This is a genomic window from Corallococcus silvisoli, from assembly GCF_009909145.1.
In the GTDB taxonomy this organism is placed as follows: domain Bacteria; phylum Myxococcota; class Myxococcia; order Myxococcales; family Myxococcaceae; genus Corallococcus; species Corallococcus silvisoli.
In genome coordinates this window covers 95164-121226 of record NZ_JAAAPJ010000021.1, presented here as the reverse complement: position 1 = coordinate 121226, position 26063 = coordinate 95164, and the positions used below count along the sequence as shown (strand labels likewise).

The window sequence follows — 26063 nt, the reverse complement described above, 5'->3', positions numbered from 1 at the left end:
GCAGGGGAGCATCGGCCGTCCGGCGGGGGTGTGCAACCGGAACCCGCTCCCCTGCCGACTTCAGTGCCAGCTGTGGTGCTTGGACTTGAGCGCCTTGGCCAGCCGCTCCGGATCCAACGGCTTGCCGATGAAGAGGTCCGCGCCCAGGCCCTTGCACTTGCGCGCGGTGGCCGCGTCGCTCATGGCGCTCACGCCGATGAGGACCGCCTGCGGGAAGCGCTCCCGCAGCCGGGACATGAGCGTGGTGCCGCTGCGGCCGGGCAGGAACACGTCCACGATGGCCGCGTCCATGCGCTTGTTGCGCACGGCGAACTCGGCCTCCTCGGCGCTGCCCACGGGCATGGCCTGGTAGCCCCAGCCGCTCACCAGCTCCACCAGGAACTCGCGGTGGGCGGCGTCGTCCTCCACCACCAGCACCGAACCCCGAACGGTCTCCTTGCGCAGACCGTCGTCGCGCGGACGCTCATCACGGGCAGGGGCAAGGGGGATTTCTTCCGTCGGGAGGGACATGGTGTTCACCAGGGGGTAATGGGTTTCCGTCCGTGGGAAACCTTTGCCCCAATGTGCGGCATTCCTCACACTTGGCGACGGGTACCTCCCCCCAACGCCTGGGAAGCGAGCGAGGCGCCGAGCACGAGCAGGACCAGCAGCCCCCAGGCGGGAATCACCACGCGCCCCCCGCCCTCGTAGATGAGCGCCGCGTAGGACGTGCCCAGGTAGCGGCCCAGCGACATGGGCTCCATGCGGGCGATGCCGAAGAAGCTCACCGTGGACTCGGTGAGGATGGCGTTGGGCAGGCGGCTGAGGAAGACCGCCAGCACGAACGGCCGCAGCATGGGCCACAGGTGCACGCGCAGGACGTGCGGCCCACCGCCGCCCAGGGCCCGCGCGGCGGCGACGTACTCCTGGCCCTCCAGCGTGGCCAGGCGGTCGCGGAACATGCGTGCGGGGCCCGCCCAGCCCACCAGGGCCAGCGACGTCACCATCAAGCCGAAGGGGCCCAGGCCGCCGCCCATGCCCGCGTCCATCAGCGACTGGCCGGCGAGCTGGAGCACCATCACCACGAGCACGTCCGGCAGGGCGAAGACGGCATCCACGGCGCGCAGGAGGACCTGCTCCGTCACGCCGCCGGACAGCCGCGCGAGCGCCGCGACGCCAAGCCCCAACACGGTGGACAGGGCACCAGCTGCGAGCCCCACCGCCAGGGACACCCACAGGCCGCCGAAGGCCAGCTCGCACACGCTGCGGTCCGGGCGGTTCAGGTCCCAGCCGAGCGGGCAGGTGTGCGCGAGGGCTTCGGGGAACAGGCGGCCGGCCACCAGGCTCAAGGCGCCCAGGCCCACGAGGAGGAGCAGGCCCACCCAGGCGCGAAGCGGGATGCGGTTCACGCGCGGGCCTCCCGGGCGCGCGGATCCACGAGCACGCGAAGCAGCTCCACCGTGAGGCTCACGGCGACGAGCACGGTGGCGAAGGTGGTGGTGGACACGACGACGACGGCGACCTGCTTGTTGAGGACGGCGAGCACGTAGAGCTGGCCGAAGTAAGGCAGGCCGAAGACGCGCTCCGCGGCGAACGAGCCCGCGAGCAGCGCGGTGGCGACCGGGGTCACGGCGTCCAGGAGCGCCGGCCACACGTTGGGGAGGACGTGGCGGCGCAGCACCGTGCCGGGGTCCAGGCCCTTGCTGAGCGCGGTGCGCACGTAGTCGCGCGACAGCTCCGTCTCCAGCGCGTCGCCCACGAGCGTGCCCAGGAAGGTCCCGGGCCAGATGGCGATGACGACCGCCGCGCAGAGCTCTGGCAGCAGGTGGCCGCGCTCCACCACGGAAGGGGCCAGCAGCAGCGCGGGGATGAACACCGGAGTCCCGAACGCGATGGCCGGAAGCGCGTCGCCCAGCACGGCCCACCGCCCGCGCCGCCAGCGGGTGCGCAGGAGCGCGAAGCCCAGCGCCCACGCGAGCGCCAGGGGCAGCGCGACCAGGCCCACGCCGACGCTGCCGGAGAGCTTCTGCAGGAGCTCATCCCCGGTGATGCCCTGAGCGCTGGTGCCCAGCCGCTCCCCCGCGAAGAGCTTCTGCCAGGGGCGGAGGATCCCGAACGGCTCCCCGATGCCCAGGTCGCGCTGATACGACGCCGCCAGCTCCGGAGACACCTGCCGTTTGGTGTCGCTCTCCGTGGTGAGCGGCAGCGCGGCCATGAGGAAGTACGAGGCCACCGCCACCACCGGCACGAGCACGAGCTGCCGCGCGAGGCGCGTCGCGATGAGGCGCATGCGCTAGCCCCCCCGCCTTGAGGTCCGAGCCAGACACGAGCGCCACGGCTCGAACGAGCGAAGGCCCTTGTCGCCCAGGGGCCACCGCATCGCCACGGCCGGCCCCATCAACGGCTCCGGACGCGAACACGAAGTCCCGGGCACGCGCCGAGGCCGCCCGGCCTGCAGGTCCATGACGCGCGGGCACAAGCGCTCACATGAAGTGTCCCGGCCCACGGACACCCGCGGCCGAGACAGCTCCGAGCGCCAGGGCTCCGAACGGCGCGCTCGCACGGCACGCCTCGGCGGGCGCCTGTCGGGCGAGCCTACGGGCAGGGCCGAGCGAGTCCCGAGCATCAGCCAAGGCGCCTCGGCGCCCAAACACCCGGCTCGCATCGAGGCATCCGTGCTCAGCGTGCGCATCCGCTACTTCCCTTCCGCCTGGGCCATGGGCGCCTCATCCGGCCCCAGCCGCAGGGCGCGCAGCGCGAGGAAGTTGAACGGATCCACGTCCAGGCCATGCAGCCGCGCCCGCGCCCGGAAGTAGCGGTCCGGGTGGTACAGCGGTGCGATGACGGCCTGTTCGCCCACCAGCAGCTCCTGCGCCTGCGTGTACAGCGCGCGCGCGTGCGCGGGGTCCGCGTCGCCGTCCGCCTCCTCCAGCAGCTGCTCGAAGCGGCGCATCGGCTCGCCCGCGCCCTGCGTCTCCCAGCCCGTCTGGTGATTGCCCTGCCGCTCGAAGAGCGTGAAGAACGTGTTCGGGTGCGCGTAGTCCGCGCCCAGCCGGCGCAGGTACAGGTCATAGGCGCGCGCCCCTTGCGGCGTCCGTCGAGCCACCTCCGCGGAGAAGTCCGAGCGCGCATCCACCACCACCTGAACGCCCACCCGCGCCAGCTGCGCCGCGATGCGCTCCGCCAGCGCCTCCTCCGGCACGAACGAATCCCCCGCCTTCACCACCAGCCGCAGCGGCCGGTCCAGGCCCGTCACCCCCTCCAGCTCCGCCTTCGCCCGCTCCGGCTCGTAGCGCGGCAGCCGGGCGGCCTGCTCGGGCGAGGCCGAGTCCGGGAGCTCCGGCGGCAGCAGCACGTTCGTCGCGCGCGCCGCGGGCAGCAGCCCCGCGAGCAGCGCCTCCCGGTCCAACGCCCGCGCCAGGGCCCGGCGCACCTCCGGCCGGTCCAACGGCGGACGCTCGGTGTTGAAGCCCAGGAAGTACGTGGACAGCAGGGGCTCGCGCTTCAGGTCCGCCGCGCGCATCCCGCGCAGCGCCGCCGCGCTGTCCACGAAGACGAAGTCCACGCGGCCCCGCTCGTACAGCGCGGGGCCGATCTCCGACTTCATCAGCGTCAGCACCGGGGCCGGCGTCTCCCCGGGCTCCAGGGGGGGCGCGAACGCGCTGCGCGGGTTGTAGACGAGCCGCACGCGCTCTCCCGCGCGGTCCCACCGCTCGACGCGGTACGGGCCCACGGCCAGCGGACGCCCATCGCGAGGCCGGTCGAAGTAGTCGCGCACCGCCTCGTCGGACCTGCCCTCCAGGTCCGCCGAGGGCGCCGGGAAGAACAGGTACACGTTCGCGAGCCGCGCCAGGAAGTAGCTGCGGGGCCGCGCCAGCGTCACCCGCAGCGTCCGCGCATCCACCGCCTCCACGCCCACCCGCGCCAGCGCGGCCTTCACCTCCGCCTCCGGTGCCCCCCGCTCCAGCAGCGCGAGCACCGCCTCCGCGCCCTCCAGGTCCGCCATCTCCCCGCGCTCGCGGCCCCGCAGCGCCCGGTGCCAGCCGAAGACGAAGTCGCGCGCCGTCACGGGAGCGCCGTCCGACCACGTCACGTCGGGGCGCAGGTGGAAGGTGTACACATCGTGGCCAGCGGCATCCGCCTCGCGCTCCCACCGCTCCGCCAGCCCGGGTTGCACGGAGTGGTCCGCGCCCAGCGTGGTGAGCCCCTTCTGCGTGGCGAGCATCACCGGGTAGTTCACCCAGCTCATCGGATCCGAATGGCTCCAATCGAGCGTGGTGGGCATCGCCGGCACCACCACCTTCACGCCCGGCTCCGGCTGGAAGCCGCAGGGCCCGCAGGCCGCGACCATCACCAGCACCAGGGAGGACGAAAGGATTCGCGCGCGGGGAGCCACTGCCCGCGTTGTACCCCAGGCACGGTCCGAAAATAGAGAAGCCAGGAGACCGGCGACTCCTGGTCGGCCGGCATCCTGGCTTGAACCCCACGCATCCCGGCCCCCTGGAAGGGCCCGGGGCTCAGGCCGTCATCAGGCCGGCGCGGAAGGCGTGGACACCGTCTCCGACACGGACAGCCCCGTCTTCAGGTTGTCCCCGGCGCCCTTGCGGCCGAACTCCTCCGGCTTCTCCAGGAGCAGCGCCTCGCGAAGCACGTCGTCCACGAACTCCACCGGGACGATGCGCAGCGCCTTGCGGATCTTCAGCGGGATGTCCTTCAGGTCCTTCTTGTTCGCCTTCGGGATGAGGACCGTCTTGATGCCCGCGCGGTGCGCCGCCAGCGTCTTCTCCTTCAGGCCGCCAATGGGCAGCACGCGGCCGCGCAGCGTGATTTCACCCGTCATCGCCACATCCCGGCGGACCGGCACGCGCGTGAGCGCGCTCACCAGCGCCGTGGCCATGGTGACGCCCGCGGACGGACCGTCCTTGGGGATGGCGCCCTCCGGCAGGTGGACGTGGATGTCGTAGTTCTCGAACACCTTGCGGTCGATGCCGAAGCGCTCCGCGCGGCTGCGCACGTAGGACATGGCGGCCTGCGCCGACTCCTGCATCACCTCGCCCAGCTTGCCGGTGATGATGAGCTTGCCCTTGCCCGGCATGGACGTGGCTTCCGTGGTGAGGATCTCGCCGCCCAGCTCCGTCCACGCGAGGCCGGTGACGATGCCCACCTGGTCCTCGCGCTCCGCCACGCCGTAGCGGAAGCGGGGCGTGCCCAGGAACTTCATCGCCTGCTTGCGGTCCACCTCGATGAGGTCCCGCTTGCCGTTCTTGAGCACGTCGCGGGCGATCTTCCGGAACACGCCGCCAATCTCGCGCTCCAGCGAGCGCACGCCCGACTCGCGCGTGTACCGGTGCACGATGGTCTTCAGCGCGTCATTGGTGATGTCGATCTTCAGGTCCGCGAGGCCGTTGGCCTCCTGCTCCTTCGGGATCAGGTAGCGCCGCGCGATGGAGAGCTTCTCCGGCTCGGTGTACCCCGCGATGCGGATGACCTCCATGCGGTCCTGCAGCGGACCGGGGATGTTGTGCATCGTGTTCGCGGTGCAGATGAACATCACCTTGGACAGGTCGTAGTCCAGGTCCAGGTAGTGGTCGTTGAAGTTGTGGTTCTGCTCCGGATCCAGCACCTCCAGCAGCGCCGCGCTCGGGTCGCCACGGAAGTCCGTGGACATCTTGTCGATCTCATCCAGGAGGAACACGGGGTTGTTGCTGCCCGCCTTCTTCAGGGACTGGATGAGCTTGCCCGGCATCGCGCCGATGTACGTGCGGCGGTGGCCGCGGATCTCCGCCTCGTCGCGCACGCCGCCCAGGGACAGGCGCACGAACTTGCGGCCCGTGGCCCGCGCGATGCTGCGCGCCAGCGACGTCTTGCCCACGCCCGGCGGCCCCACGAAGCACAGCACGGGGCCCTTCAGCTTCTTCACCAGCTGCTGCACGGCCAGGTACTCGAGGATGCGCTCCTTCGGCTTCTTCAGGCCGTAGTGGTCCTCGTTGAGCACCCGCTCCGCTTCGGTGACGTCCAGCCGGTCCTGGGTCTCGTCGTACCAGGGCAGGCTGATGATCCAGTCGATGTAGTTGCGGACGACCGTGGCCTCGGCGCTCATCGGGCTCATCATCCGGAGCTTCTTCAGCTCCTTCTTGACCTTGAGCGTGGCCTCCTTGCTCATCCGCTTGTTCTTCAGCTTCTCTTCAATCTCCTGGATCTCGTTCTTGAACTCGTCGCGCTCACCCAGCTCCTTCTGAATGGCCTGCATCTGCTCATTCAGGTAGTACTCCTTCTGGGTCTTCTCCATCTGCTTCTTGACGCGCGTGCGGATCTTCTTCTCCACCTGGAGGATCTCGATCTCGCCCTGCATCAGCTCGTAGAGCTTCTCCAGCCGCTTGGCCGGGGACTCCGTCTCCAGCAGCGCCTGCTTGTCGTTCAGCTTCAGCGACAGGTGCGCGACGATGGTGTCCGCCAGGCGCGCCGGGTCGTCGATGCTGGCGACCTGCATCAGCATCTCCGGCGGGATGCGCTTGTTGAGCTTCACGAAGGCTTCGAAGACGGAGTGGACGGAGCGCACCAGCGCCTCCAGCTCCACGCTCTTCTCCAGCTGCTCTTCGACTTCATCCACCTCCACCATGAAGAAGGCGTCGTTCGGGTGGAACTTCTTCACCTTCGCGCGGCGCACGCCCTCCACCAGCACCTTCATCGTGCCGTCGGGGAGGGGCAGCAGCTGGATGAGGTGCCCGATGGTGCCGAAGTGGAAGATGTCGTCGGGCGAGGGGTCGTTCGTCTTGGCCTTCTTCTGCGCGGCCAGCAGGATGACGGCCTTGTCATCCGGACCCTTGTGGGCCATCGCGTCCTTCAGGGCCGCGATGGACTTCTCCCGGCCGACGAACAGCGGCACCACCATGTGCGGGAACACGATGATGTCCCGAAGGGGCAAGAGCGGGATGGTGAGTCCCCGCTTCTGGGCTTCCTTCTTGTCGTCACGTCCGAAGAACATGTATCCGCCACCCGCTGGCCTGCCAGACAGACAGGCCCTTCAAGAGTTGCCCGCATGCCCGCCGAACGCGCATGCAGGGTGAAATACCGCTCTATAACACGCCGGTCACAGGCCCCGTTCCCGTCACAAGATTGGGGGTCCGCACCCTGCCTTCAAGGGAACACCGAGAGGCGGAACTGTGTCCTGCCTGGATTCTAGCGGCTCTCGGCCGCCACCCCGGCGTCCGGCCGGGCCACGCCCAGCACCTGGAAGAGGAAGGCGTACATGTCCGCGCTGGACTCGATGGCCTTCGCCACCTGGTCCGCCCCGCCGTGGCCCGCGTTCGCTTCGATGCGTAGCAATGCCGGGGATGGATTGCCCTTCGCGTTCTGCACTTCCGCCACGAACTTGCGCGCGTGCATGGGGTCCACGCGGTCGTCGTGGTCGGAGCCCATCATCAGCAGGGCTGGATACTTCACGTCCTGCCGCACGTGGTGGTAGGGCGAATAGGCGTACAGGGTCTTGAACTGCCCGGCGTCCTCCGCCGATCCGTACTCCGGCACCCACGTCCGCCCGCTCCCGAACAGGTGGTAGCGCACCATGTCCAGAAGCGGCACCCCGCAGACCACCGCGCCGTACAGCTCGGGGTGCTGGGTCATCGCCGCGCCCACCAACAGGCCGCCGTTGCTGCCGCCGTAGATGGCCAGCTTCGACGCCTGCGTGTACTTCTCCTGGGCCAGGAACTGGGCCGCCCCGGCGAAGTCGTCGAAGACGTTCTGCTTGTTCGCGCCCCGGCCCGCCTCGTGCCACGCGGTGCCGTACTCACCGCCGCCGCGCAGGTTGGCCACCGCGTAGATGCCGCCTGAGTCCAGCCACGGCAGGATGCTGGCGCGGAAGGTGGGCTGCATGCTGACGAAGAAGCCTCCGTACCCGTACAGCAGCGTGGGCGCCGTCCCGTCCTTCTTCAGGCCCTTCTTGTAGACGAGGAACATGGGCACCCGGGTGCCGTCCTTCGACGCGTAGAAGACCTGCTCCACCTGGTACGCGTCCGGGTCCATGGGCACTTCCACCTTCGCCCACAGGTCCACCTTCCCGCCCTTCACGGACGTCCGGTACACCTGCCGGGGCGTGGTGAAGGAGCTGAAGGCGAAGTAGGCGTCGTCCTGGTCCTCCAGGCCCGCCAGGTTGGACGCGGCGCCCACGCCCGGCAGCTGCACGGTGCGCACCGGCTTGCCCTCCAGCGTGGCGATCCGCAGCTCCGTGGCCGCGTCCTTCAGGTACTCCAGCGCCAGGTGGCCGCCCACCAGCGACACGCTCTCCAGCGCCGCCTGGGGGTCCTCCGGCACCAGCTCCTTCCAGTTCGCGCGCTCCGGCTTCTTCGGGTCCACGCCGAAGACGCGCTGGCGCGGGGCGCCCTCGTCGGTGACGACGTAGAAGCGGTCCTTCCAGGGGATGACGTTGTACTTGGCGCCCTTGCCCTTCACGAGCAGCCGCCAGTCCTTCTCCCCCGGGTGCTTCCAGTAGACGTCGTTCTCGCTCCAGCCGCGCAGGATGGAGACGAACAGGTACTTGCCGTCCCGCGACAGGTCGCCCTGGAGGAACGTGGACGGGTCACCGGTGCGCTCGTGCACCACCGCGTCGCGCTTCGGGTCCTGCCCCAGCACGTGGAACTTGAGCGTGGTGTAGCCGGGGCGCGCGTCCACCGGGATGGAGGCGTCCGTGGGCAGCCACTCGTAGTAGAAGCCCTTGCCGTCCGGCGTCCAGTGCGGCTGGGCGTACTTGGCGCCCTCGATGACGTCCACCTTGGACCACTCACCGGTGGCCACGTCCATCACGTGCAGGACGGCCTCGTCCGCGGCGTTGGGCCGCTGCGCGAAGGCCACGCGCTTGCCGTCCCAGGAGGGCGCCCACGTGCCCAGGGACACCGTGCCGTCCTTGCTCCAGGTGTTCGGATCCAGCAGCACCTTCTCCGGACCGGCCTCGCCCTGCTTCCAGTAGACGATGGCCTTCTCCTTGTCCTTGTGCGTGCGCATGAAGAAGTAGCGCTCGCCCCGGCGCGCGGGCGCCGACACGGAGTCCACGTAGAACAGCTCCTTGAAGCGTTTGGCGAGCGCGTCCCGGCCCGGCATCGCCTCCAGCGCGGTGCGCGTGAAGCCGTCCTGCGCCTTCATCCAGGCCTGGACCTCGGGGGACTTCTCGTCCTCCAGCCAGCGGTACGGGTCCGCCACCTGCTGTCCGTGCAGCGTGTCCACCACCGCTTCGGAACGGGTCGCCGGGTAGGCCATGCGGGAAGGGCCCTCCTGGGCCGGAGCGCTGTCACCCGCCGCGGACCGGGCCCCCGAGGACGCGGACGCGGGCACCTCTTCGCGCGTGGCGTCCTTCGAGGAGACACAGGCCACAAGTGACAACAGGGCGGGCATGAGGAGCTTTCTCATGGGGGACAGCAGATACAAGAAGGCCCCGCCCCCGGCCCGGAAAAAATCGCGGCCCGCTCCCACGCCTGGGCTGCCCCGCGAAGACGAGGGGCGCGCCCGGGTCCGCGACCCGTGTCGCGGCGCCCATGACGCGCCCCGTCATGCCCGATGAGGCTCCGGCGTTACGCCGATTCCTTCTTGGGCTCCGGCGTCTCCTTGTTGTCCTGGGAGTGCAGCACGACGGGCTCGCTCTTCTTGAGGATGACCTCCTCGGAGATGAGCACCTCGCGGGCCGTCTTGCGGGACGGGATTTCGTACATCACGTCCAGCATGGCCGTCTCCAGGATGGAGCGCAGACCGCGCGCGCCGGCCTTGCGGCGGATGGCCTCCGACGCGATGGCCTTCAGCGCGCCGTCGGTGAACTTCAGCGACACGCCGTCCAGCTCGAAGAGCTTGCGGTACTGCTTGGTGAGCGCGTTCTTGGGCTCGCCCAGGATGTTCACGAGCGCGCCTTCGTCCAGCTCCTCCAGCGCGGTGATGATGGGCAGACGGCCGATGAACTCCGGAATCATGCCGAACTTGAGCAGGTCCTCCGGCTCCACGTGCTTGAGCAGCTCGCTCAGGTTGCGCTGCTTGCGCGATTGGATCTCCGCTCCGAAGCCCAGGCTGCGCCCGCCCAGGCGCCGCTCGATGACCTGCTCCAGGCCGCCGAAGGCGCCGCCGCAGATGAAGAGGATGTTGGTGGTGTCCACCTGCAGGAACTCCTGCTGGGGGTGCTTGCGGCCGCCCTTGGGCGGGACATTGGCCACCGTGCCTTCGATGATCTTCAGGAGCGCCTGCTGCACGCCCTCGCCGCTCACGTCACGGGTGATGGAGGGGTTCTCCGACTTGCGGGCGATCTTGTCGATTTCGTCGATGTAGACGATGCCCCGCTGCGCGCGCTCGATGTCGTGGTCGGCCGCCTGGAGCAGGTTGACGATGATGTTCTCCACGTCCTCGCCCACGTAGCCGGCCTCCGTGAGGCACGTGGCGTCCGCGATGGTGAAGGGGACATTGAGGATGCGCGCGAGCGTCTGGGCCAGCAGCGTCTTGCCGGAGCCCGTGGGGCCGAGGAGCAGGATGTTGCTCTTCTGCAGCTCCACGTCGTCCATGGCGACCTTGGACTCGATGCGCTTGTAGTGGTTGTGCACCGCCACCGACAGCGTCTTCTTCGCCCGCTCCTGGCCCACCACGTACTCATCCAGCACGGCCTTGATTTCGGAGGGCCGGGGGATGCGCAGCTTGGTGTCCTTGGTCTCCTCGCGGTCGATCTCCTCCGCGATGATGTCGTTGCACAGCCCGATGCACTCGTCGCAGATGTAGACCGTCGGGCCCGCGATGAGCTTCTTGACCTCCTTCTGCGACTTTCCGCAGAAGGAGCAGCAGAGGGTCTGGTTGTCTCGCTTCTCCACGTTCTTACCCGCCATGAAATCCCTCGCTGCGCCTGAAAGGCCCCAACCCGCTTCGCGTCCGGTCCCCTGCTCTCGCCAATCTAGTCAGCCCCCATCCGGAACGTCCACGCACCTTCGGGGTACTTAACAAGGCGAAAATGCCGGCGACGACAGAAACGAGAAGGCCGGAGGCGCGGGAGAGAGTCCCAGCACCCCCGGCCACCGGCCGAGTCCCTGCCACCCCGGTCCGTTGGGTTTTCCCGCTGTCTACTTCTTCTCTTCCGCCTTCACGCCCACGACCTTCCGGGGGTCCTGGATGGCGTCGATGATGCCGTACGCCTTCGCCTCCGTGGCGCCCATGAAGTAGTCGCGGTCCGTGTCCTTCTCCACGCGCTCGATCGTCTGCCCGGTGTGCTTGACGATGAGCTCGTTGAGCTTGGCCTTCATCCGGAGGATTTCGCGGGCCTGGATTTCGATGTCCGTCGCCTGGCCGCGCGCGCCGCCCAGGGGCTGGTGGATCATGATGCGGCTGGACGGCAGCGAGTAGCGCTTGCCCTTCGCCCCGGCCAGCAGCAGCACGGCACCCATGGAGGCCGCCTGCCCCACGCAGATGGTGGACACAGGCGCCTTGACGTACTGCATCGTGTCGTAGATGGCGAGCCCCGCCGTCACGGACCCACCCGGCGAGTTGATGTACAGGTTGATGTCCTTGTCCGGGTCCTCGGACTCCAGGAACAGGAGCTGCGCGACGATGGCGTTGGCCACGTCATCGTCGATCTCCGTGCCCAGCATGACGATGCGGTCCTTCAGGAGCCGGCTGTAGATGTCGTACGAGCGCTCACCCCGGTGGGTCTGCTCGATGACGTAGGGGACGGGCATGAAGGGCATGTCGGATGGACCTCGAGAAGGGACTCAGGAACCTTGAAGGAAAAGCCTCAAGAATACTTCGCCCGGCCCTTGAGGAATTCAATCGTCTTTTCCTCGCGGAGTCGCAGAGACAACCCAAGGCGCTCGTCCGGACCCTTGAAGTACTTCTTCACCTGGGCGACGGGCTGGTTGGCCTCGATGGCGAGGTCCTCGATGCGCTTCTCCACGTCCTCGTCGGACGCCTGGATGTTCTGCTGCTGGGCGATGGCCTCGAACAGGAGCGTCCCCTTCACCTCCAGGACGGCCTTCTCGCGCATCTCGTCGCGCAGCCGGTTGAAGTCCAGGTTGAGCTGGCGCGGGTCGATGCCCTGGCGCTGCATCTGGCGGAAGGCGCCCTCCATCATGGAGTCGATGGCGCGCTCCACCATGGCGCGGGGCACGTCGAACGCGTTCTTCTCCAGCAGGGCCTTGATGAGGCCGTCGCGCTCGTCCACCTGGGCTTGGTTCTTCTTGGCCTTCTCCAGGTCCGAGCGGACCTTCGCGCGCAGCTCGTCCACCGTCTGGGCGACGCCGGTCTCCTTGGCGAAGTCGTCGTTGAGCTCCGGCACCACCGGCTTCTTCAGCTCCTTGACGGTGATGTGGAAGATGGCGGCCTTCCCGCGCACTTCCTCCGCCTGGTAGTCCTGGGGGAAGGTGTACTCGACGTCCTTGGAGTCGCCGACCTTCACGCCCGCCAGCTGCGGGATGTTGCCCTGGATGAGGTCGCCGTCCTGCACGCGCACGCCAATGCCGTCCGCCTTGCTGCCGGGGAACGCATTGCCGTCGACCTTCGCCTCGAAGTCGATGGTCACCTGGTCGCCAGCGGCCGCGGTGTCGCGGTCGGTGACGGGCTCGATGCGGCCCTGGTTCTGGCGCATGCGTTCAATCTGCTCGTTCACCGCGTCGTCGGAGATGGCGGTGTCGATCTTCGACAGGCCCACGCCCTCGTAGTCCTTCGCCTCCACGCGCGGCTTCACCTCCACGCGGGCCTCGAAGTTGAAGGGGGCGTTGGGCTTGAGGCCGGAGTTGGTGACCTGGGGAGAGGCGACGGCCTCCACCTTGTGCTCGCGGACGGCGTCCAGGTAGGCCTTCTGGACGACGCGCTGGATGACGTCGTCCTCCACCTGCTCGCGGTACTTCTGCTCGAGGATGCGGCGGGGAACCTTGCCCTGGCGGAAACCGGGCAGCTTCACCTGGCCGCTGAGCGCGGCGTACGCGCGGTTGAGCTCCTCCGCCACGCGGGCGTTGTCGACCTCGATGGAGAGCTTCTTCTCGATGGGAGAAAGCTCCTCGACCTGGACCTTCATGCGGGCCTCGCTCGCCGCCTCCACGGGCCTACGCGTCCCGGGGCGGCAACCGGAAAGTGGGACGTGCGGCTTTAGGGGATAGGCACGAACGGGTCAACGCGAAATGGGCGAGGAGGGACTCGAACCCTCACACCTTGCGGTACCAGATCCTAAGTCTGGCGCGTCTACCAGTTTCGCCACCCGCCCGACGCGTCGCGCGACCGTCCTACCGCGAAACGTCCGTGGGCAACAGGGGCTTTCCCGCGCGCCCTCCGGGGCTTGCCGGCGGGGCGGATGCCGGAAAAGAAACAGGGCCCCTTCCGTTTCCAGAAGGGGCCCTGCGAGTGAGAGCGGAGGGAATCGAACCCACAACCTATGGATTAAGAGTCCATTGCTCTGCCAATTGAGCTACGCTCCCGGCTTTGCTGGGGCCGCGTTGGCTGCGCGACGTCCGAGGTGGCGCGGTGAATACCGGGCGCCGCCCGCCCTGTCAAAACGTTTTTGCAAACCCCCGTTCATTCCCCGCGTCGTGGGCGGATGCCCGCCCTGCTGCCGGCCGGTCCACGGTCCTGGAAGCGATGCGAAGGGTCCATCCGGCCCGCATGTTGATCCACGCCGCGGTTCGCGCTTCAGGCCTGTAGCAGAGGTTCGTCTGGCCCCTGCTTCGGGTCAGGGGTGCGTCCCGGGCAACCAGGTGGGCGGGCGAGGGTCGCCCGTCCTTTTCGAGTGGTGCGGGAGAAGACAGTGATGGAAGCCAACGTGAAGGCGGATGGAACGACGTCGCCGCAGGGCGCGGCCTGGAACCGGGAGCGGGTGGACCTGGTGAAGCGGACCATCTGCCCCCGGGGAATCAGCGAGGACGAGTTCGCGCTCTTCATCGAGCAGTGCAAGCGCAGCGGGTTGGATCCACTCCTGAAGGAAGCGTTCTGCGTGGCGCGTCGGCAGAACGTGGGCAACCGGGAGCGGCCCAACTGGGTGACGAAGTACGAGTTCCAGCCCTCGGAGGCTGGCATGCTGGCCCGGGCGGAGCGCTTCCCGGACTTCAAGGGCATCCAGGCGAGCGCGGTGTTCGCCGAGGACGAGATCGTCGTGGACCAGGGCAAGGGGGAGGTGGTGCACCGCTTCAACCCGGCCAAGCGCAAGGGCGCCCTGGTGGGTGCCTGGTCGCGGGTGGTGCGCGAGGGGAAGCTGCCGGTGGTGGTGTGGCTGGACTTCGCCGGCTACGTCCAGCAGACGCCGCTCTGGGCCAAGATCCCCACGACGATGATCGAGAAGTGCGCCCGCGTGGCGGCGTTGCGCAAGGCGTACCCGGAGGCCTTCGGCGGACTGTACGTGCGCGAGGAGATGCCGGCCGAGGAGTACGACGCGCACGGAGCCCACGACGAGCCGGCCCCCGCGTCCGGGACCTACGAGGTGCTGGGAGCGAGACCGGGCCAGATGAAGGCGTCCTTCCCCACCCTGGCGCCCACGCCAGCCGCCATGGAGTCCCGGCCCCCTGAGAAGGAGGAGCCGAGGCTCGACGTCGACGTGCCGCTGGCGCCCCTGGCCCAGACGCCCGAGCGGCCGAAGGCGAGCGCGGTGGTGGTGGCGTTCGGTCCGTACAAGGGCAAGACGACGTCGGAGCTGTCCGACGACGAGCTGAGCGAGACCATCGACCTGGCGCACGAGAAGCTGATGGAGCAGCCGCGGGCCCGGTGGGCGAAGGCCATGCGCGAGAACCTCACCGCGCTGGAGGCGGAGACGGAGTCGCGGTGCCGCGTGCCGTCCGCCAAGGACGGCACCGGGACGAATCCGGAGGCCTGAAGGTCGCCGTATCCCCGAAATGAACAACGCCCGCGTTCCCTGTCTGGGGGCGCGGGCGTTTCTATTGCGGCCAGTGGGAGTGCGGAGCGTTCACGGCATGTCGGGAACCGCATATCCCGCCGCGCGGAGCAGTTCGATGAGCAGCGCATCCAGCCTCTCATCAGCGATTCCGCTTCGCGTGCCGGAACGATTCCATTTCCAGATCAAAGTCTTCGCGAGCCAGTCAACATCCTCAAAGCAGTCCGTGAACGCCCTTCCAAGTTCGACGTTGGTCAGCTCTGGAGTCCGAGCCAACATCTCGTGGAAGATTTCCGTTGGCTTGGCGCCCTTCAGGATCCGCTCAACGATCATGGAGGCACACCAACAGCCAGTTCCCTCTCAGCTTCTTGATGGATCACCATCAATCGTCTCCCGGTACTCCAAATACCCCAGTACGCACCGCCCAGTGGGCCTGAGCGACCTCATCACCGGGAAATGCGCTTGGTCTGGAGCAATGAGGATGCTCAACGCCTCCAGCTCTACCCCGCTCAAACGACAAGGATCCATCACCCATTGATCATCAACAACGACCAGTCGCGCCAGGAAGTCATCCGAAGGGTCATCTACGACCAGAACGCTCGCAGCTCCGGAGTCCTTGGCCACACGAACCAGCAATTTCTCATACCTATCTGACGCCATCACACCAAGCCCCCTCCAGACCCGAAGCGAGACAATCATTGAAAATATGGGGTTCGGGTGCGGAGAACCGAATACACAGGTCATGAACAATGACGGGTCTCGACACTCGGCCTCAAGACTGAGCCCGCTCTTCACGCACTGCTCAATCACTCGACCATCAATTCTCGTCGTCTCAATCCGGCGCGACTCAACAGCCACCCCCTGCTCGTCGAACCCGGCAACAACCGTACCCGAATCAAACTCAAGGCCAGCCTCATCCAACACCGCGATAGCGGCACCAAAATCCAGACGCACGCCCGCGTTGGGAAGAAAGAAGAAGAACCGACGAGCCCCCACTGTCACCCCTCACTGATGCGGCACAAACCGAGCGTTCGGATCTTCACCACTCCTGCATCCGCACCGGAAGCGAAACGCGGTTGACCCTCTTCGTGGAAAGGAGCCACCAGAGCGATGCGGCGTCGAGCCGGTGCCCCAAGGGGTCATCCAGGTCCTGAAGGCCCAGACGTTGGCGAGCGTAAGCCAGCGCGTCCAGGACAGCCTGGCACTCCAACGGCTGGAGGATGAGCCCCCGACCATCCGCGCCGCACGAAAGCGCGGCGCGGAGGAGCTCATTGGTAAATCGTTGGTGCGTCCGGGAAGGTCCCGTTTACTGGAGCGGCGACGGGCCGACTTTCCAGTGTGAACACGGGGGGTTGAGGAAGTGCGCCCAGAGGGACTTGAACCCCCAACCCTCGGCTTCGAAGGCCGATGCTCTATCCAGTTGAGCTATAGGCGCGGGAAGCAAAGAAGGGCGAATGACCGGGATCGAACCGGCAACCTCCGGAGTCACAGTCCGGCGCTCTAACCAGTTGAGCTACATTCGCCGTCACTTCGCACGTCACGGCTTTGATGCGGCGGTCTCCTACCGTGGAAACCGAGGCCGTACAAGGCCCAAATACACCCCCCAGCCTGCAGATTTGGCGCCCCAGGCAGGGCTCGAACCTGCGACCCCCGACTTAGAAGGTCGGTGCTCTATCCAGCTGAGCTACTGGAGCTGGTCGTTCCACGACGACTGCTGCTTCAACACGGCACTTCAAGTCGGGGCGAGAGGATTCGAACCTCCGACCCCCTGCGCCCAAGGCAGGTGCGCTACCAGGCTGCGCTACGCCCCGAGAAGTGCTGCATTCTTCGCCTAACGCGGACGGACGCGCAAGCTCGCAGTTCCTGACGCCCGTCCGCCCGGTCAAAGCGCCAACAGATGGCGCCGCATCAGCCCGAAGGCCTTCGCCCGGTGAGACACCCGCGCCTTCTCCTCCGGCGCCAGCTCCGCCATGGCGCGTCCGCTGCCGTCCGCCACCTGGAACACCGGGTCGTAGCCAAAGCCGTTCGTCCCCTTCGGCGCGCGCAGGATGGTGCCCTCGCAGCGGCCCACCTCCACCCGGGGCTCGCCCTCCCCCGTCACCAGCGCCAGGGCGCAGTAGAAGGAAGCCGTCCGCTTCCCGTCCGGCACGCCCTCCAGCTCCCCGAGCAGCTTCTCGTACCGGGCCCGATCATCCCCCGGCGCGTACCGCGCGGAGAGCACCCCGGGCCGTCCATCCAGCGCGTCCACGCACAGCCCCGAGTCATCCGCCAGCGCGGGCAACCCCGTGGCCTTCGAGTAGGCGCGCGCCTTCAGCACCGCGTTGTCCTCGAAGGTGGCGCCGTCCTCCTCGGGCTCCGGCACGGGAGGCAGGTCCTTGAGGGACACCACCTCCACGGCGTCGCCCACGAGCGCGCGCAGCTCGCGCAGCTTGCCCGCGTTTCCAGTGGCGAAGAGCAGCTTCGGCTTCATCCCAGCACCTTCGCCTGCGCGGCCGTGAGCTGCTGGATGGCGGCCAGGCCCCCGTCCAGCATCGCGTCCATCGCCTTGCGGTCGAAGAGCTTGTGCTCCGCGGTGCCCTGCACCTCCACGATGCGGCCGTCGCCCGTGGCCACGAGGTTCAGGTCCACCTCCGCGGTGGAGTCCTCGTCGTAGTCCAGGTCCACGCGCACCTCGCCGTTCACCACGCCCACCGACACCGCGGCCAGCGGCGTGAGGTTCTTCAAGAGGCCCGGCTTGTTGAGCGAGCGCAGGGCCATCACCAGCGCCACGTACGCGCCGGTGATGGACGCGGTGCGCGTGCCGCCGTCCGCCTGGATGACGTCACAGTCCAGCGTGAAGGTGCGAACCCCCAGCGACGGCAGGTCCACCGCCGCGCGCAGGGCCCGGCCGATGAGGCGCTGGATCTCCATGGTGCGGCCGGACTGCTTGCCCTTCGCCGCCTCGCGCGAGCCGCGGGTGTGCGTGGCGCGCGGGAGCATGCCGTACTCGGCCGTCACCCAGCCGGAGCCCTTGCCCATCAGGTGCGGCGGGACGCGGTCCTCCACCGAGCAGGTGACGAGCACCTTGGTGTGGCCGAACTCCACCTGCACGGAGCCCTCCGCGTAGCGGTTGACGTTGGGCGTGAGGGTGACAGGCCGAAGCTCCAGCGCACCACGTTGGAAGGAACGCACGAGGGAAAGCTCCTGACGGGAGGGGACGTGAAGCCCCCACGCTTTATCAGGGCCCGGTGGATCCGGCCACCGGTTGCGAGGGCGAGGTGTCCCGTCGGCGCGTCTCCCGCAGGAAGGCCTGCACCCCCTCCGAGATGGCCTCCGCCAACGTCTCCTGGTACGCGGCCCTCCCCAGCCGGGCGCCCTCCTGCGGGTGGGAGATGAAGCCCACCTCAATCAGCACCGCCGGCGCCTCCACGCCCGTGAGGACGAAGAACGGCGCCTGCTGCACGCCCCGGTCCGCCGCGCCGCTCTTGGACACCAGCCGCGGGTGGATGGCGTAGGCCAGCCGGGACGCATCCGAGTGCGCCTCCGTGCGCGCCAGGTCATCCAGGATGAAGGCCAGCGTGGAGTGTCCGCGCGCGGAGCGGGCCGTGGGCGCCTCCGCGTTCTCGCGGTCCGCCACCGCCCGCGCGGCCTCACCCGACGCGTTGGCGGAGAGGAAGTACGTCTCGATGCCCTCGGTGCGCTCGCGCAGCCGCTTCGTGGGCATGGAGTTGGCGTGGATGGAGAGGAAGAGGTCCGGCCGCTGGACGTTGGAGAACTCCACCCGCTCCGACAGCGCCATCAGCGTGTCGCGGTCGCGCGTGAGGAACACCTCGCTGCCCGCGGCCTCCAGCTTGTCGCGCAGGCGCTGGGCAATCTGGAGGGCGACCTCCTTCTCCCAGAGCTCCCCCGGCCCCTTCGCGCCCTCCTTCGCACCGCCATGTCCCGGGTCGATGACGATGCGCGCGACGCGCTCCCCTGCCCCGGCCAGGGCCGGAAGGAGACACGCGAGCGCGAGGAGACAGATGGGGGAGCGGCGAGGCGACATTCGCGCCCCGGATGTTAACGGAGCCCCGGGCCGGAGGCGAAATCCGGCCCGCTCAGCCCACCACGTCGATGCCGGGACGGCCCGCCTGCACCTCGCCGATGAGGGCCGCGTCCACGCCCGCCTTCTCCAACGCCTGGAGGGCCTTCAGCGCATGGCGCGCGGGCACGCTGGCCAGCAGGCCGCCATTGGTCTGCGCGTCCGCGAGCAACCACTGGATGTGCTCCGGCAGCCCGTCCGGGAAGCGCACGTGCTTCTTCACATGGGCGAGGTTCGTCTTCGTCCCGCCCGGAATCACGCCGGCCTCCGCCAGCGCCGGCACCTCCGCGATGAGCGGGATGCGCTCCAGGTCCACCGCCGCGCGCGTCTTCGCGCCGGTCATCATCTCCAGCAGGTGCCCCAGGAGCCCGAAGCCCGTCACGTCCGTGAGCGCGTTCACCTTGAAGGCGCCCGAGGCGAACACCTCACCCGCGGCCTTGTTGAGCGTGGCCATCTGCGCCGTCACGCGCTGGGTCAGCGCCTTGGACGCGAGCCCCCGCTTGATGGCGGTGGTGGCGATGCCCGTGCCCACCGGCTTGGTGAGCAGCAGCACGTCCCCCGGCTTCGCGCCCGCATTGGTGAGCACCTTCTTCGGGTGCACCACGCCGGTGACGGCCATGCCGAACTTGGGCTCCGGGTCGCGGATGCTGTGGCCGCCCAGGATGGGGATGCCCGCCTCGTCCGCCTTGGACTGGCCGCCCGCGAGGATCTTCTGGAGCGTCTTGAGCGGCAGCTCGTCCGGGAAGCACACCAGGTTGAGCGCGAACAGCGGACGCGCGCCCATGGCCCAGATGTCCGACAGCGCGTTGGCCGCGGCGATGGCGCCGAACTGGAACGGGTCGTCCACGAGCGGCGGGAAGAAGTCCACCGTCTCCACGACGGCCATGCCCGGCGCCACCTGGTAGACGGCGGCGTCGTCGCTGGTGTTGAAGCCCACCAGTGCCTCGCGGGGGGCGGCCTTCTTGAGGCCGCCCAGGACCTTCGCCAGGTCCCCCGCCTTGAGCTTCGCCGCGCAGCCCGCGCAGTGGCTCATCTCGGTGAGGCGCTTCGGCTTCACCGACTTGTCACCCGCCATGGTGTTCCCCGCCCTACTCCGCGCGCACGTAGTCGCGCTTCATGAGCTGCACCACCGATTCGGCGGTGAGCACGTCGTCGCCGTCCGAGTGGTCCAGCACTCCGCCCAGCGAGCCATGGTTGTGCACCAGCTGCAGCACGTCCATCAGCTCCGGCGTCAGCTCCTTGAGCGGCACCGTCAACGGCTGCGCGATCCGCAGCGCCGTGGCCATGGGAGGAAGCTGCGGCTGCAGGCGCTTGAACTCGTCCAGCTGCCGGAGCGCGTCCATCAGGAGCGCTTCGGTGGACGAGTCCAGCTCCACCATGAACTCCTGGCTGTCCGCGGCGCGCAGCTCGAAGTCACCCTCTTCCCAGGTGACGATGCGGTTGAAGCTCTTCTGCGGGCCCAGGTTGTGGTTGTCGTCGATGACCGCGTAGTACACGCGTCCCTGGCGCAGGTAGATCTTCCCCTCGTGGGCGTTGTTCACCACGAGCACGCCGTTCTTCTTCGACGTGTGGAAGAGCTGGAGCAGGTCCGGGAGGGGGATCTCCTCGATCTTCCCCGTCATGGAGCTGGCCTTGGTGGTGCGCGCGGCCTGGGCGGCGGCGGCCTCCTCCAGCTTCTGCTTCACCACGCTCTCGTCCACGGCGGCGCTCTCCGCGCCCTGGTGCACGAGCTTGAGGATGGAGGTCCCGATGAGGATGCGGTCTCCCTCCTTCAGCTTGGCCTGCTTGACCTTCTCGCCGTTGACGAAGGTGCCGTTGGTGGAGCCCAGGTCCTCGATGGTGATGGCCCCGTCGGAGTACATGATCTTCGCGTGCTTGCGCGAGACCATGTCCTCCACGAGGACCATGTCCAACTCGCTCGACCGTCCGACGACGATCTGCTTGTTGGCCTTCAGCGGGAACTCACCGCCCTGGTACTTCCCGGAGATGAACTTGAGGGCAAAGGACTTCGCCGTACCGCCAGGAGTGCTCACGGTGCCGCGACCTCGATGATGGAAGTTGCCATGGTGCTCAACCCGTCACTTCCGCCTTACCCGGGTCCTTCACCAGGTTGAGGTACATCTGCGCGCTCTTGTTGCCGGGACTGCGCACGAGCACGTCTTCCCAGACCTTCACCGCCTCGTCACGGCGACCCGCCGAGTAGAGGGCGATTCCATAATTGATCCGCCCGGGAATGTACGACGGATTCTGCGCGATGACCTGTTCGTACTCCGCCAGGGCCGCCGCGTTGTCCCCGGCATCCCGCAGGGCGTTGCCCAGCTTGAGGCGGATGTCCACGAACTCGGGGAAGTGCGCCAGCGCGCGGCGGTACTCGTCGATGGCCTTCTGCCACACGCCGCTGGAGGCGAACACGTCGCCGATGTCGGCGTACATGTTGGCCACCTTCTTCATGACGTAGGGGTCGAGCTCGCCGGGGGCGCCCTTCTGGCGGGACAAGGCGGCCTGGTAGACCTCCTTCGCCTCCGCGTACTTCCCCATGTCGTTGTAGATGACCGCCAGGTTGAGCGCGGCCTCGGTGTACGCGGGGTTGAGCCGCAGCGCGGACTCGAAGGCCCGCTGCGCCCGGGCGAACTGGCCCTGGTCGTGGTAGATGATGCCAAGCATGTTGTAGACGTCGGCGAAGGTCGGGTTCTGCTCGACCACCTTCGTCAGGAACTGCTCGGCCTGGGCGTACTGCTTCTTCTCGAAGGAGCCTCGCCCGAGGGTCAGTAGCTGCTTGAGGGCTTCGTCCATGACTCGGCCCCGCGCGGGCCCCTGCCTCCTCGGGTAGCCTACATGAGCCCGGGCGAAAACAAGAATTGATCGCCCTCGCGCACGAGCAAAAGCGGACGCTCTCCTCGGGTGTCCACCGGCCGCGCCGGAAGGTCTCCTTCCACCCGGTAGTGCTCCGTCACCACCGCCTCGTCCCGCTCCAGCCGCGCGTACCACGCCTGCGCCGTCACGCGCCGCCGGCTCAAGGGGGCCACCTCCTCCCACGTCCGCCCCGCCCCGCCGTCCGAACCCGGTCCCGCCAGCCGTGACAGCGCCTCCGGCCGGCCCGCCGCCAGGGCCTGCCGGCGCGCCTCCAGCGCGGCCACCACCGCCACCAGCCGGGGCGCCACCGAGGGCGAGGCCTTCCACCGTCCGGACTCGCGGGTGAACGGCACGACCTCCACACCGGCGGTGCTGACGGTGGTGACACCCAGGGTGCCTTCGAAGTCCAGGGTGGCGAAGGCCTCCGCGCGCTGTCCCGCCGGATCCACCGACACCGCGATGCGGGCGTACTGGAGCTTCCGGGAGACGAGCGGCAGCGCGGAGCCGGGCACGGCGAGCGACACCCCGTCGTGTTCGGCCTCCTTGAGGGCGGTGATGATCTCCGCCTCGGGCCCGGCCGCGGCGCCCAGCAGGCGCGGCCCCAGGAAGAGGAGGACCCCAGCGGCCGCGAGCACGGCGATGCCGATGCCCCCCAGCCGCCCCCAGTCCTCCAGCCGTCTCACGAGCCCAGCATCTTCTGGGCGCGCTGGGCGGCGGGCGTGCCCGGCAGGCGCTTGAGGACCTCGCGCAGCGTGTTCTGCGCGCGCTCCGTGTCGTTGAGCTTCACGTACGCCTGATGGAGGTCGAAGAGGGCCTCCTCCTCCAGCGACGTGCCCGGGTAGTCCTTGAGCAGCCCCTCCAGACGCTGGGCCACGGCCTTCCAACGCTCGCGCTTGGCGTAGAAGGAGGCGACGTACAGCTCGTGGCGCGCGAGGCGCTGGCGGGCGTCGTCCGCGTGCACCTTGGCGTCCTTCACGTACTGCGAATCCGGGTACTGGCGCAGGAAGAGGTTCATGGCCCGGAGCGCGTCGTACATGGGCTTCTGCTCCTTCTCGTACGAAGGCGGCAGGGCGAAGAACTCCGAGGGGAACTCCTGCACGTAGGACAGGGCCAGCCGGTAGGCGGCGTAGTCCACCTTGGGGTGCGTGGGGTGCAGCTTGATGAAGGAGTCGAACTTCTCGCGCGCCTCCGCGTACATCTCCCGGGCGAAGTCGAGGTCGCCGAGCTTCAGCTCCGCCTCGCGGGCCGCCTCCAGGTACGGGAACTTGGTGCGGACGTGGTCGAAGTACTTCTCCGCCTTGAGGAAGTCCTTGTCCTCCAGGGCGGCCTCCCCCAGCGCCAGATTCTCCGCGGCCTGGTTGGCGTAGTTCGGCTCACCCGCGGGCCCCTGGGTGAGGGAGGCACAAGCGGACAGCAACAGGACGGACAGGACGAGGACGGCGGAGCGCATCACTCCCCCAAACTATTCGTCCTGCCCGGAGGGGTCCAGCGAAGGTTCTCCCACCAGTTGGGTCACGATGTCCGGCGCGAAACCCCGGCTGAGGAGGAGCCGCCCTGCCCGTGCCTGTTCCTTCGCGTCCAGCGGGCGGCCAGCCAGGCGCCGGCGCTCCAGCACCTGACGGGCGGCGGCCAGCGCGTCGAAGCCCACCGCGTCCTTCGCCTCGGCCAGCGCCCGACGGGCTTGGGTGCCCTCCAGCCCGTGCGCCTGCAGCCGCTGCAGCACGGCGCGCGGCCCCAGCTTGCCCTTGCCCAAAAGGGCCGTGGCGCGGTCGCGGGCGAACTTCGCGTCGTCCAGGTAGCCCCACTCGGAGAGCCGCGCGAGGACCGCGTCCCGGACGGCCGCGGGGTAGCCCTTGCGCTCCAGGGCGAGCGTCAGCTCATGCCGGCTGCGGCCCCGCGCCTTGAGCAGGCGAAGGCAGGCGTCGGTGGCGCGCTGGACAGCCTCCGGTCCTTCGGGCTCGTCAACCATCGCGGAGTCCCTACCATGTGGTAACAGGCCCCGCCATGCACCCCATCCTCGCCCGCTTCCTCACCGCCGATGCCGCCAGGGAGACGCTCCGCAAGGAGAAAGCGGGTGAACCGCTGACTCCCGAGGAGCAGCACTTCGTGGCCGCCGCGGACGCCCATCCCAAGCAGCGCGCGATGCTGCAGGGCGTGAGTGGTCGCGCGCTGTCCTCGGACGCCCAGGCCGCGCTGGTGCTCCTGGCCGCGCACGCCTCCGCCCGGGCCCTGTTGGAAGACCCGAGCCTGGCGCCCGCCCTCCAGAAGGCGCGCGAGGCGCTGAAGGAGGAAGGCGCGAGCGACGAGGAGTCGGACGCCTTCATCGCCTCCATCCTCCTGGAGGAGGCCTTCGGGTACGAGCAGGAGGTGGACCACTTCGACGCGGACTACGTGAAGGAGTCCCTGGGCGAGGTGCCCGCCCTGGCCGCGCTGTCCAAGGAGTCCGTGGACGCGCTGTTCCTGGCCTTCGCCAAGGCGGCGCCCAACGACGCGGACCGCAAGGCGCGCGAGCACGTCGCGCGGGCGCTGTTCGACATCGCCTGGTCGGAGGGCCCCACGTCCATCAACCCGGAGCACCTGGAGACGCTGCTCGACAACGAGGTCGTCCAGGAGTCCGACGAGGTGCAGGACGCGCGCGTGCGCGCCACCGTGTCGCTGCTGCAGACGCTGGCGCACCAGGGCCTCGTGGGGCCGCTGCGCCTCACCCGGCTGCGCGCGCAGCTGGGTGACGACGACGCCTGAGCCGCTGCCCGGGCACAAGGCCCGGGGACACGCAGGGCAGGCCGTGAGCCGCCGTCGGACCCTTCTCCTCCTCGGGCGCGTCAGAAGCGCTCGAGTCAGGTCCTGAGCCGCTGTCGGATCCTCCGCCCCCTCGGGCGCGTCAGAAGCGCTCGATCTGGAAGTCGTCGTCGCCCCCGGCCGCCGGAGCGGGCGCGGGCACCGGGGCGGGCGCGGGCGGACGAGGCGCCTGCGGAGGCAGGGGCCGTCCCTGGACGACACCCGGCGGAGGCCCCGCGGGGCGAGGAGCCGCGACACCGGGCGGAGGCGTCGCAGGCCGGGCGGCCATGGGCGCTCCGGGGCGAGGGGCCTGGGCCACCGGCGCGGGCGGCGCCTGGACGGGAGCCTGGGCCTGGGCGGGCGCCCCCTTCTGCGCGAAGGACGCCGAACCCGGGATGGGCCGCTCCTCGCCGGCCTTGGCGTCGAAGTTGTCCCACTTCGAGTCGGACGTGCCGCTGATGCCGGAGAAGCGCAGCGCGAAGTCGTCCGGGTTGCTGGCCTGACGGTGGGCCTCGTCGTACGTGACCAGCCCGTTGCGAACCAGGCTCATCAGCGACTGGTCGAAGGTCTGCATCCCGTAGGAGTCCGTGCCCTGCGAGATGGCGTCGTGGATCTCCTTCGTGCGGTCCTTGTCTTCAATCAGCTCGCGCACGCGCGCGGTGACGCGCAGCACCTCCACCGCCGCCACGCGGCCCTTGCCGTCCGCGCGCGGCACGAGGCGCTGGCTCACCACGCCGCGCAGCACGCTGGAGAGCTGCAGGCGCACCTGCTTCTGCTGGTGCGGGGGGAAGGCGGACACGATGCGGTTGATGGTCTCCGTCGCGTCCAGCGTGTGCAGCGTGGACATCACCAGGTGGCCCGTCTCCGCGGCGTGGAGCGCCGTTTCAATGGTCTCGTGGTCGCGCATTTCGCCCACCAGGATGACGTCCGGGTCCTGGCGCAGCGCGCTCTTGAGCGCCTGCGAGAAGCTCATCGTGTCCACACCCACTTCGCGCTGGTTCACGATGGAGCGCTTGTCGCGGATGAGGAACTCGATGGGGTCCTCGATGGTCATGATGTGGTTGGTTTCGTTGGAGTTGATGAAGTCGATCATCGCCGCCAACGTCGTGGACTTGCCGGAGCCCGTGGTGCCCGTCACCAGCACCAGCCCGCGCTCCTCGCCGCACACCTTCTCCAGCACCGTGGGCAGGAGCAGGTCCTTCATCGTCATCACCTTGAAGGGGATGACGCGGAGCACCGCGCCCACCGTGCCGCGCTGCTGGAAGACGTTCACGCGGAAGCGACCCAGGCCCGGCACGCCGTAGGCCAGGTCCACCTCGTTGCTGACCTTGAACTTCTCCTTCTGGAACTCGTTCATGATGCCGAACGCCATGCGCGCCACCTCTTCCGGCGGAAGGCGGCGGCCGTCCTTGAGCGGCACCAGCGAACCGTCCACGCGGAACATGGGCGGCAGGCCCGCCTTCAGGTGGATGTCGGAGGCACCGCCACGCAGGGCGATCTGCAGGATTTCGTTGAGTTCCATGGGAGGGCCCGGATGGTAGCAGAACGCCCGCGCCCGCCGCGATGGGGCAC

General features: G+C 68.7%; 22 protein-coding genes, 6 tRNA genes and 2 pseudogenes. 2 read left to right on the top strand and 28 right to left on the bottom strand.

The genetic code is table 11. The features are described 5' to 3' along the window. Positions 1–60 precede the first annotated feature (60 nt). The 11 genes from GTY96_RS32590 to GTY96_RS32540 all read right to left on the bottom strand — a co-directional run bounded on the left by GTY96_RS32590 (position 61) and on the right by GTY96_RS32540 (position 13397). Positions 61–510: a response regulator gene (locus tag GTY96_RS32590; RefSeq protein ID WP_143909258.1), complete on the bottom strand. Its 450-nt coding sequence runs from the start codon at positions 508–510 to the stop codon at positions 61–63. 65 nt (positions 511–575) lie between these two features. Then, a complete protein-coding gene (locus GTY96_RS32585) occupies positions 576–1388 on the bottom strand; it encodes an ABC transporter permease subunit (protein WP_143909256.1) in 813 nt (270 codons plus the stop codon). Continuing rightward, positions 1385–2269, bottom strand: coding sequence for an ABC transporter permease subunit (locus GTY96_RS32580; RefSeq protein ID WP_161666738.1), 885 nt, complete (start codon positions 2267–2269; stop codon positions 1385–1387). The genes GTY96_RS32585 and GTY96_RS32580 overlap by 4 nt, the downstream gene beginning before the upstream one ends. A 405-nt stretch (positions 2270–2674) precedes the next feature. Further along, the gene (locus tag GTY96_RS32575; protein WP_161666750.1) at positions 2675–4330 is read right to left on the bottom strand and encodes a peptide ABC transporter substrate-binding protein; all 1656 of its coding nucleotides are present in this window, start codon (positions 4328–4330) and stop codon (positions 2675–2677) included. A gap of 177 nt (positions 4331–4507) precedes the next feature. Next, positions 4508–6964 carry an endopeptidase La gene (gene lon, locus GTY96_RS32570; protein WP_143909252.1) on the bottom strand — a complete coding sequence of 819 codons (2457 nt, stop codon included), beginning with the start codon at positions 6962–6964 and terminating at the stop codon, positions 4508–4510. Between the two features lie 194 nt (positions 6965–7158). Continuing rightward, entirely contained in the window at positions 7159–9378 is a 2220-nt protein-coding gene (locus GTY96_RS32565) for a prolyl oligopeptidase family serine peptidase (protein WP_235686028.1), read from the bottom strand. 161 nt (positions 9379–9539) lie between these two features. Then, on the bottom strand, positions 9540–10823 hold the full coding sequence (gene clpX, locus GTY96_RS32560) for an ATP-dependent Clp protease ATP-binding subunit ClpX (protein WP_014394869.1): 1284 nt from the start codon (positions 10821–10823) through the stop codon (positions 9540–9542). A gap of 231 nt (positions 10824–11054) precedes the next feature. Continuing rightward, the gene (clpP, locus tag GTY96_RS32555; protein ID WP_143909250.1) at positions 11055–11675 is read right to left on the bottom strand and encodes an ATP-dependent Clp endopeptidase proteolytic subunit ClpP; all 621 of its coding nucleotides are present in this window, start codon (positions 11673–11675) and stop codon (positions 11055–11057) included. A 47-nt stretch (positions 11676–11722) separates the two neighbouring features. Beyond that, the gene (gene tig, locus GTY96_RS32550; protein WP_161666737.1) at positions 11723–13000 is read right to left on the bottom strand and encodes a trigger factor; all 1278 of its coding nucleotides are present in this window, start codon (positions 12998–13000) and stop codon (positions 11723–11725) included. Positions 13001–13104: 104 nt separating this feature from the next. Beyond that, positions 13105–13186: transfer RNA gene (locus tag GTY96_RS32545), tRNA-Leu, on the bottom strand. A 138-nt stretch (positions 13187–13324) separates the two neighbouring features. After that, positions 13325–13397, bottom strand: a tRNA-Lys gene (locus GTY96_RS32540). Positions 13398–13726: 329 nt separating this feature from the next. On the opposite strand from GTY96_RS32540, the pseudogene bet reads away from it, so the two are divergent. Then, positions 13727–14329: pseudogene (bet, locus tag GTY96_RS38745) on the top strand (phage recombination protein Bet); the annotation flags it as partial. 370 nt (positions 14330–14699) lie between these two features. On the opposite strand, the pseudogene GTY96_RS38740 reads toward bet, so the two are convergent. From GTY96_RS38740 to GTY96_RS32460, 16 genes and pseudogenes are all read right to left on the bottom strand, one after another. Then, positions 14700–14774 (bottom strand): annotated as a pseudogene (locus GTY96_RS38740) (hypothetical protein); the annotation flags it as partial. A 98-nt stretch (positions 14775–14872) separates the two neighbouring features. Further along, a complete protein-coding gene (locus GTY96_RS32530; protein ID WP_161666735.1) occupies positions 14873–15133 on the bottom strand; it encodes a hypothetical protein in 261 nt (86 codons plus the stop codon). Positions 15134–15160: 27 nt separating this feature from the next. After that, the gene (locus tag GTY96_RS32525; RefSeq protein WP_161666734.1) at positions 15161–15796 is read right to left on the bottom strand and encodes a hypothetical protein; all 636 of its coding nucleotides are present in this window, start codon (positions 15794–15796) and stop codon (positions 15161–15163) included. Between the two features lie 365 nt (positions 15797–16161). After that, positions 16162–16235: transfer RNA gene (locus GTY96_RS32520), tRNA-Arg, on the bottom strand. A 14-nt stretch (positions 16236–16249) separates the two neighbouring features. Further along, positions 16250–16323, bottom strand: a tRNA-His gene (locus GTY96_RS32515). Positions 16324–16417: 94 nt separating this feature from the next. Further along, a tRNA-Arg gene (locus tag GTY96_RS32510) sits at positions 16418–16494 on the bottom strand. 43 nt (positions 16495–16537) lie between these two features. Beyond that, a tRNA-Pro gene (locus tag GTY96_RS32505) sits at positions 16538–16611 on the bottom strand. Positions 16612–16682: 71 nt separating this feature from the next. Then, positions 16683–17270, bottom strand: coding sequence for an RdgB/HAM1 family non-canonical purine NTP pyrophosphatase (rdgB, locus tag GTY96_RS32500; protein ID WP_143909245.1), 588 nt, complete (start codon positions 17268–17270; stop codon positions 16683–16685). After that, the gene (gene rph, locus GTY96_RS32495; RefSeq protein WP_143909243.1) at positions 17267–17971 is read right to left on the bottom strand and encodes a ribonuclease PH; all 705 of its coding nucleotides are present in this window, start codon (positions 17969–17971) and stop codon (positions 17267–17269) included. Before rph ends, rdgB begins: the two co-directional genes overlap by 4 nt. A gap of 46 nt (positions 17972–18017) precedes the next feature. Then, positions 18018–18824 carry an N-acetylmuramoyl-L-alanine amidase family protein gene (locus tag GTY96_RS32490; protein WP_161666733.1) on the bottom strand — a complete coding sequence of 269 codons (807 nt, stop codon included), beginning with the start codon at positions 18822–18824 and terminating at the stop codon, positions 18018–18020. 52 nt (positions 18825–18876) lie between these two features. Next, positions 18877–19935: a selenide, water dikinase SelD gene (selD, locus tag GTY96_RS32485; RefSeq protein WP_143909239.1), complete on the bottom strand. Its 1059-nt coding sequence runs from the start codon at positions 19933–19935 to the stop codon at positions 18877–18879. A gap of 13 nt (positions 19936–19948) precedes the next feature. Then, positions 19949–20893 (bottom strand): FHA domain-containing protein, encoded by a 945-nt coding sequence (locus GTY96_RS32480; protein WP_143909237.1) that lies wholly within the window; start codon positions 20891–20893, stop codon positions 19949–19951. A gap of 37 nt (positions 20894–20930) precedes the next feature. Beyond that, positions 20931–21653, bottom strand: a complete 723-nt coding sequence (locus GTY96_RS32475; RefSeq protein WP_143909235.1) for a tetratricopeptide repeat protein — start codon at positions 21651–21653, stop codon at positions 20931–20933. 38 nt (positions 21654–21691) lie between these two features. Continuing rightward, complete coding sequence (locus tag GTY96_RS32470; protein WP_143909233.1) at positions 21692–22396, bottom strand: hypothetical protein; 705 nt, start codon at positions 22394–22396, stop codon at positions 21692–21694. Further along, on the bottom strand, positions 22393–23163 hold the full coding sequence (locus GTY96_RS32465; protein ID WP_143909231.1) for an outer membrane protein assembly factor BamD: 771 nt from the start codon (positions 23161–23163) through the stop codon (positions 22393–22395). Before GTY96_RS32465 ends, GTY96_RS32470 begins: the two co-directional genes overlap by 4 nt. Positions 23164–23175: 12 nt before the next feature. Further along, positions 23176–23682, bottom strand: a complete 507-nt coding sequence (locus GTY96_RS32460) for a regulatory protein RecX (RefSeq protein WP_143909229.1) — start codon at positions 23680–23682, stop codon at positions 23176–23178. A 35-nt stretch (positions 23683–23717) separates the two neighbouring features. Here GTY96_RS32460 and GTY96_RS32455 point away from each other — a divergent pair, with 35 nt between their 5' ends. Next, positions 23718–24455 (top strand): hypothetical protein, encoded by a 738-nt coding sequence (locus GTY96_RS32455; protein ID WP_161666732.1) that lies wholly within the window; start codon positions 23718–23720, stop codon positions 24453–24455. Between the two features lie 139 nt (positions 24456–24594). Here GTY96_RS32455 and GTY96_RS32450 read toward each other — a convergent pair whose 3' ends face one another. Further along, entirely contained in the window at positions 24595–26013 is a 1419-nt protein-coding gene (locus GTY96_RS32450) for a type IV pilus twitching motility protein PilT (RefSeq protein WP_143909225.1), read from the bottom strand. Positions 26014–26063: the final 50 nt, after the last annotated feature.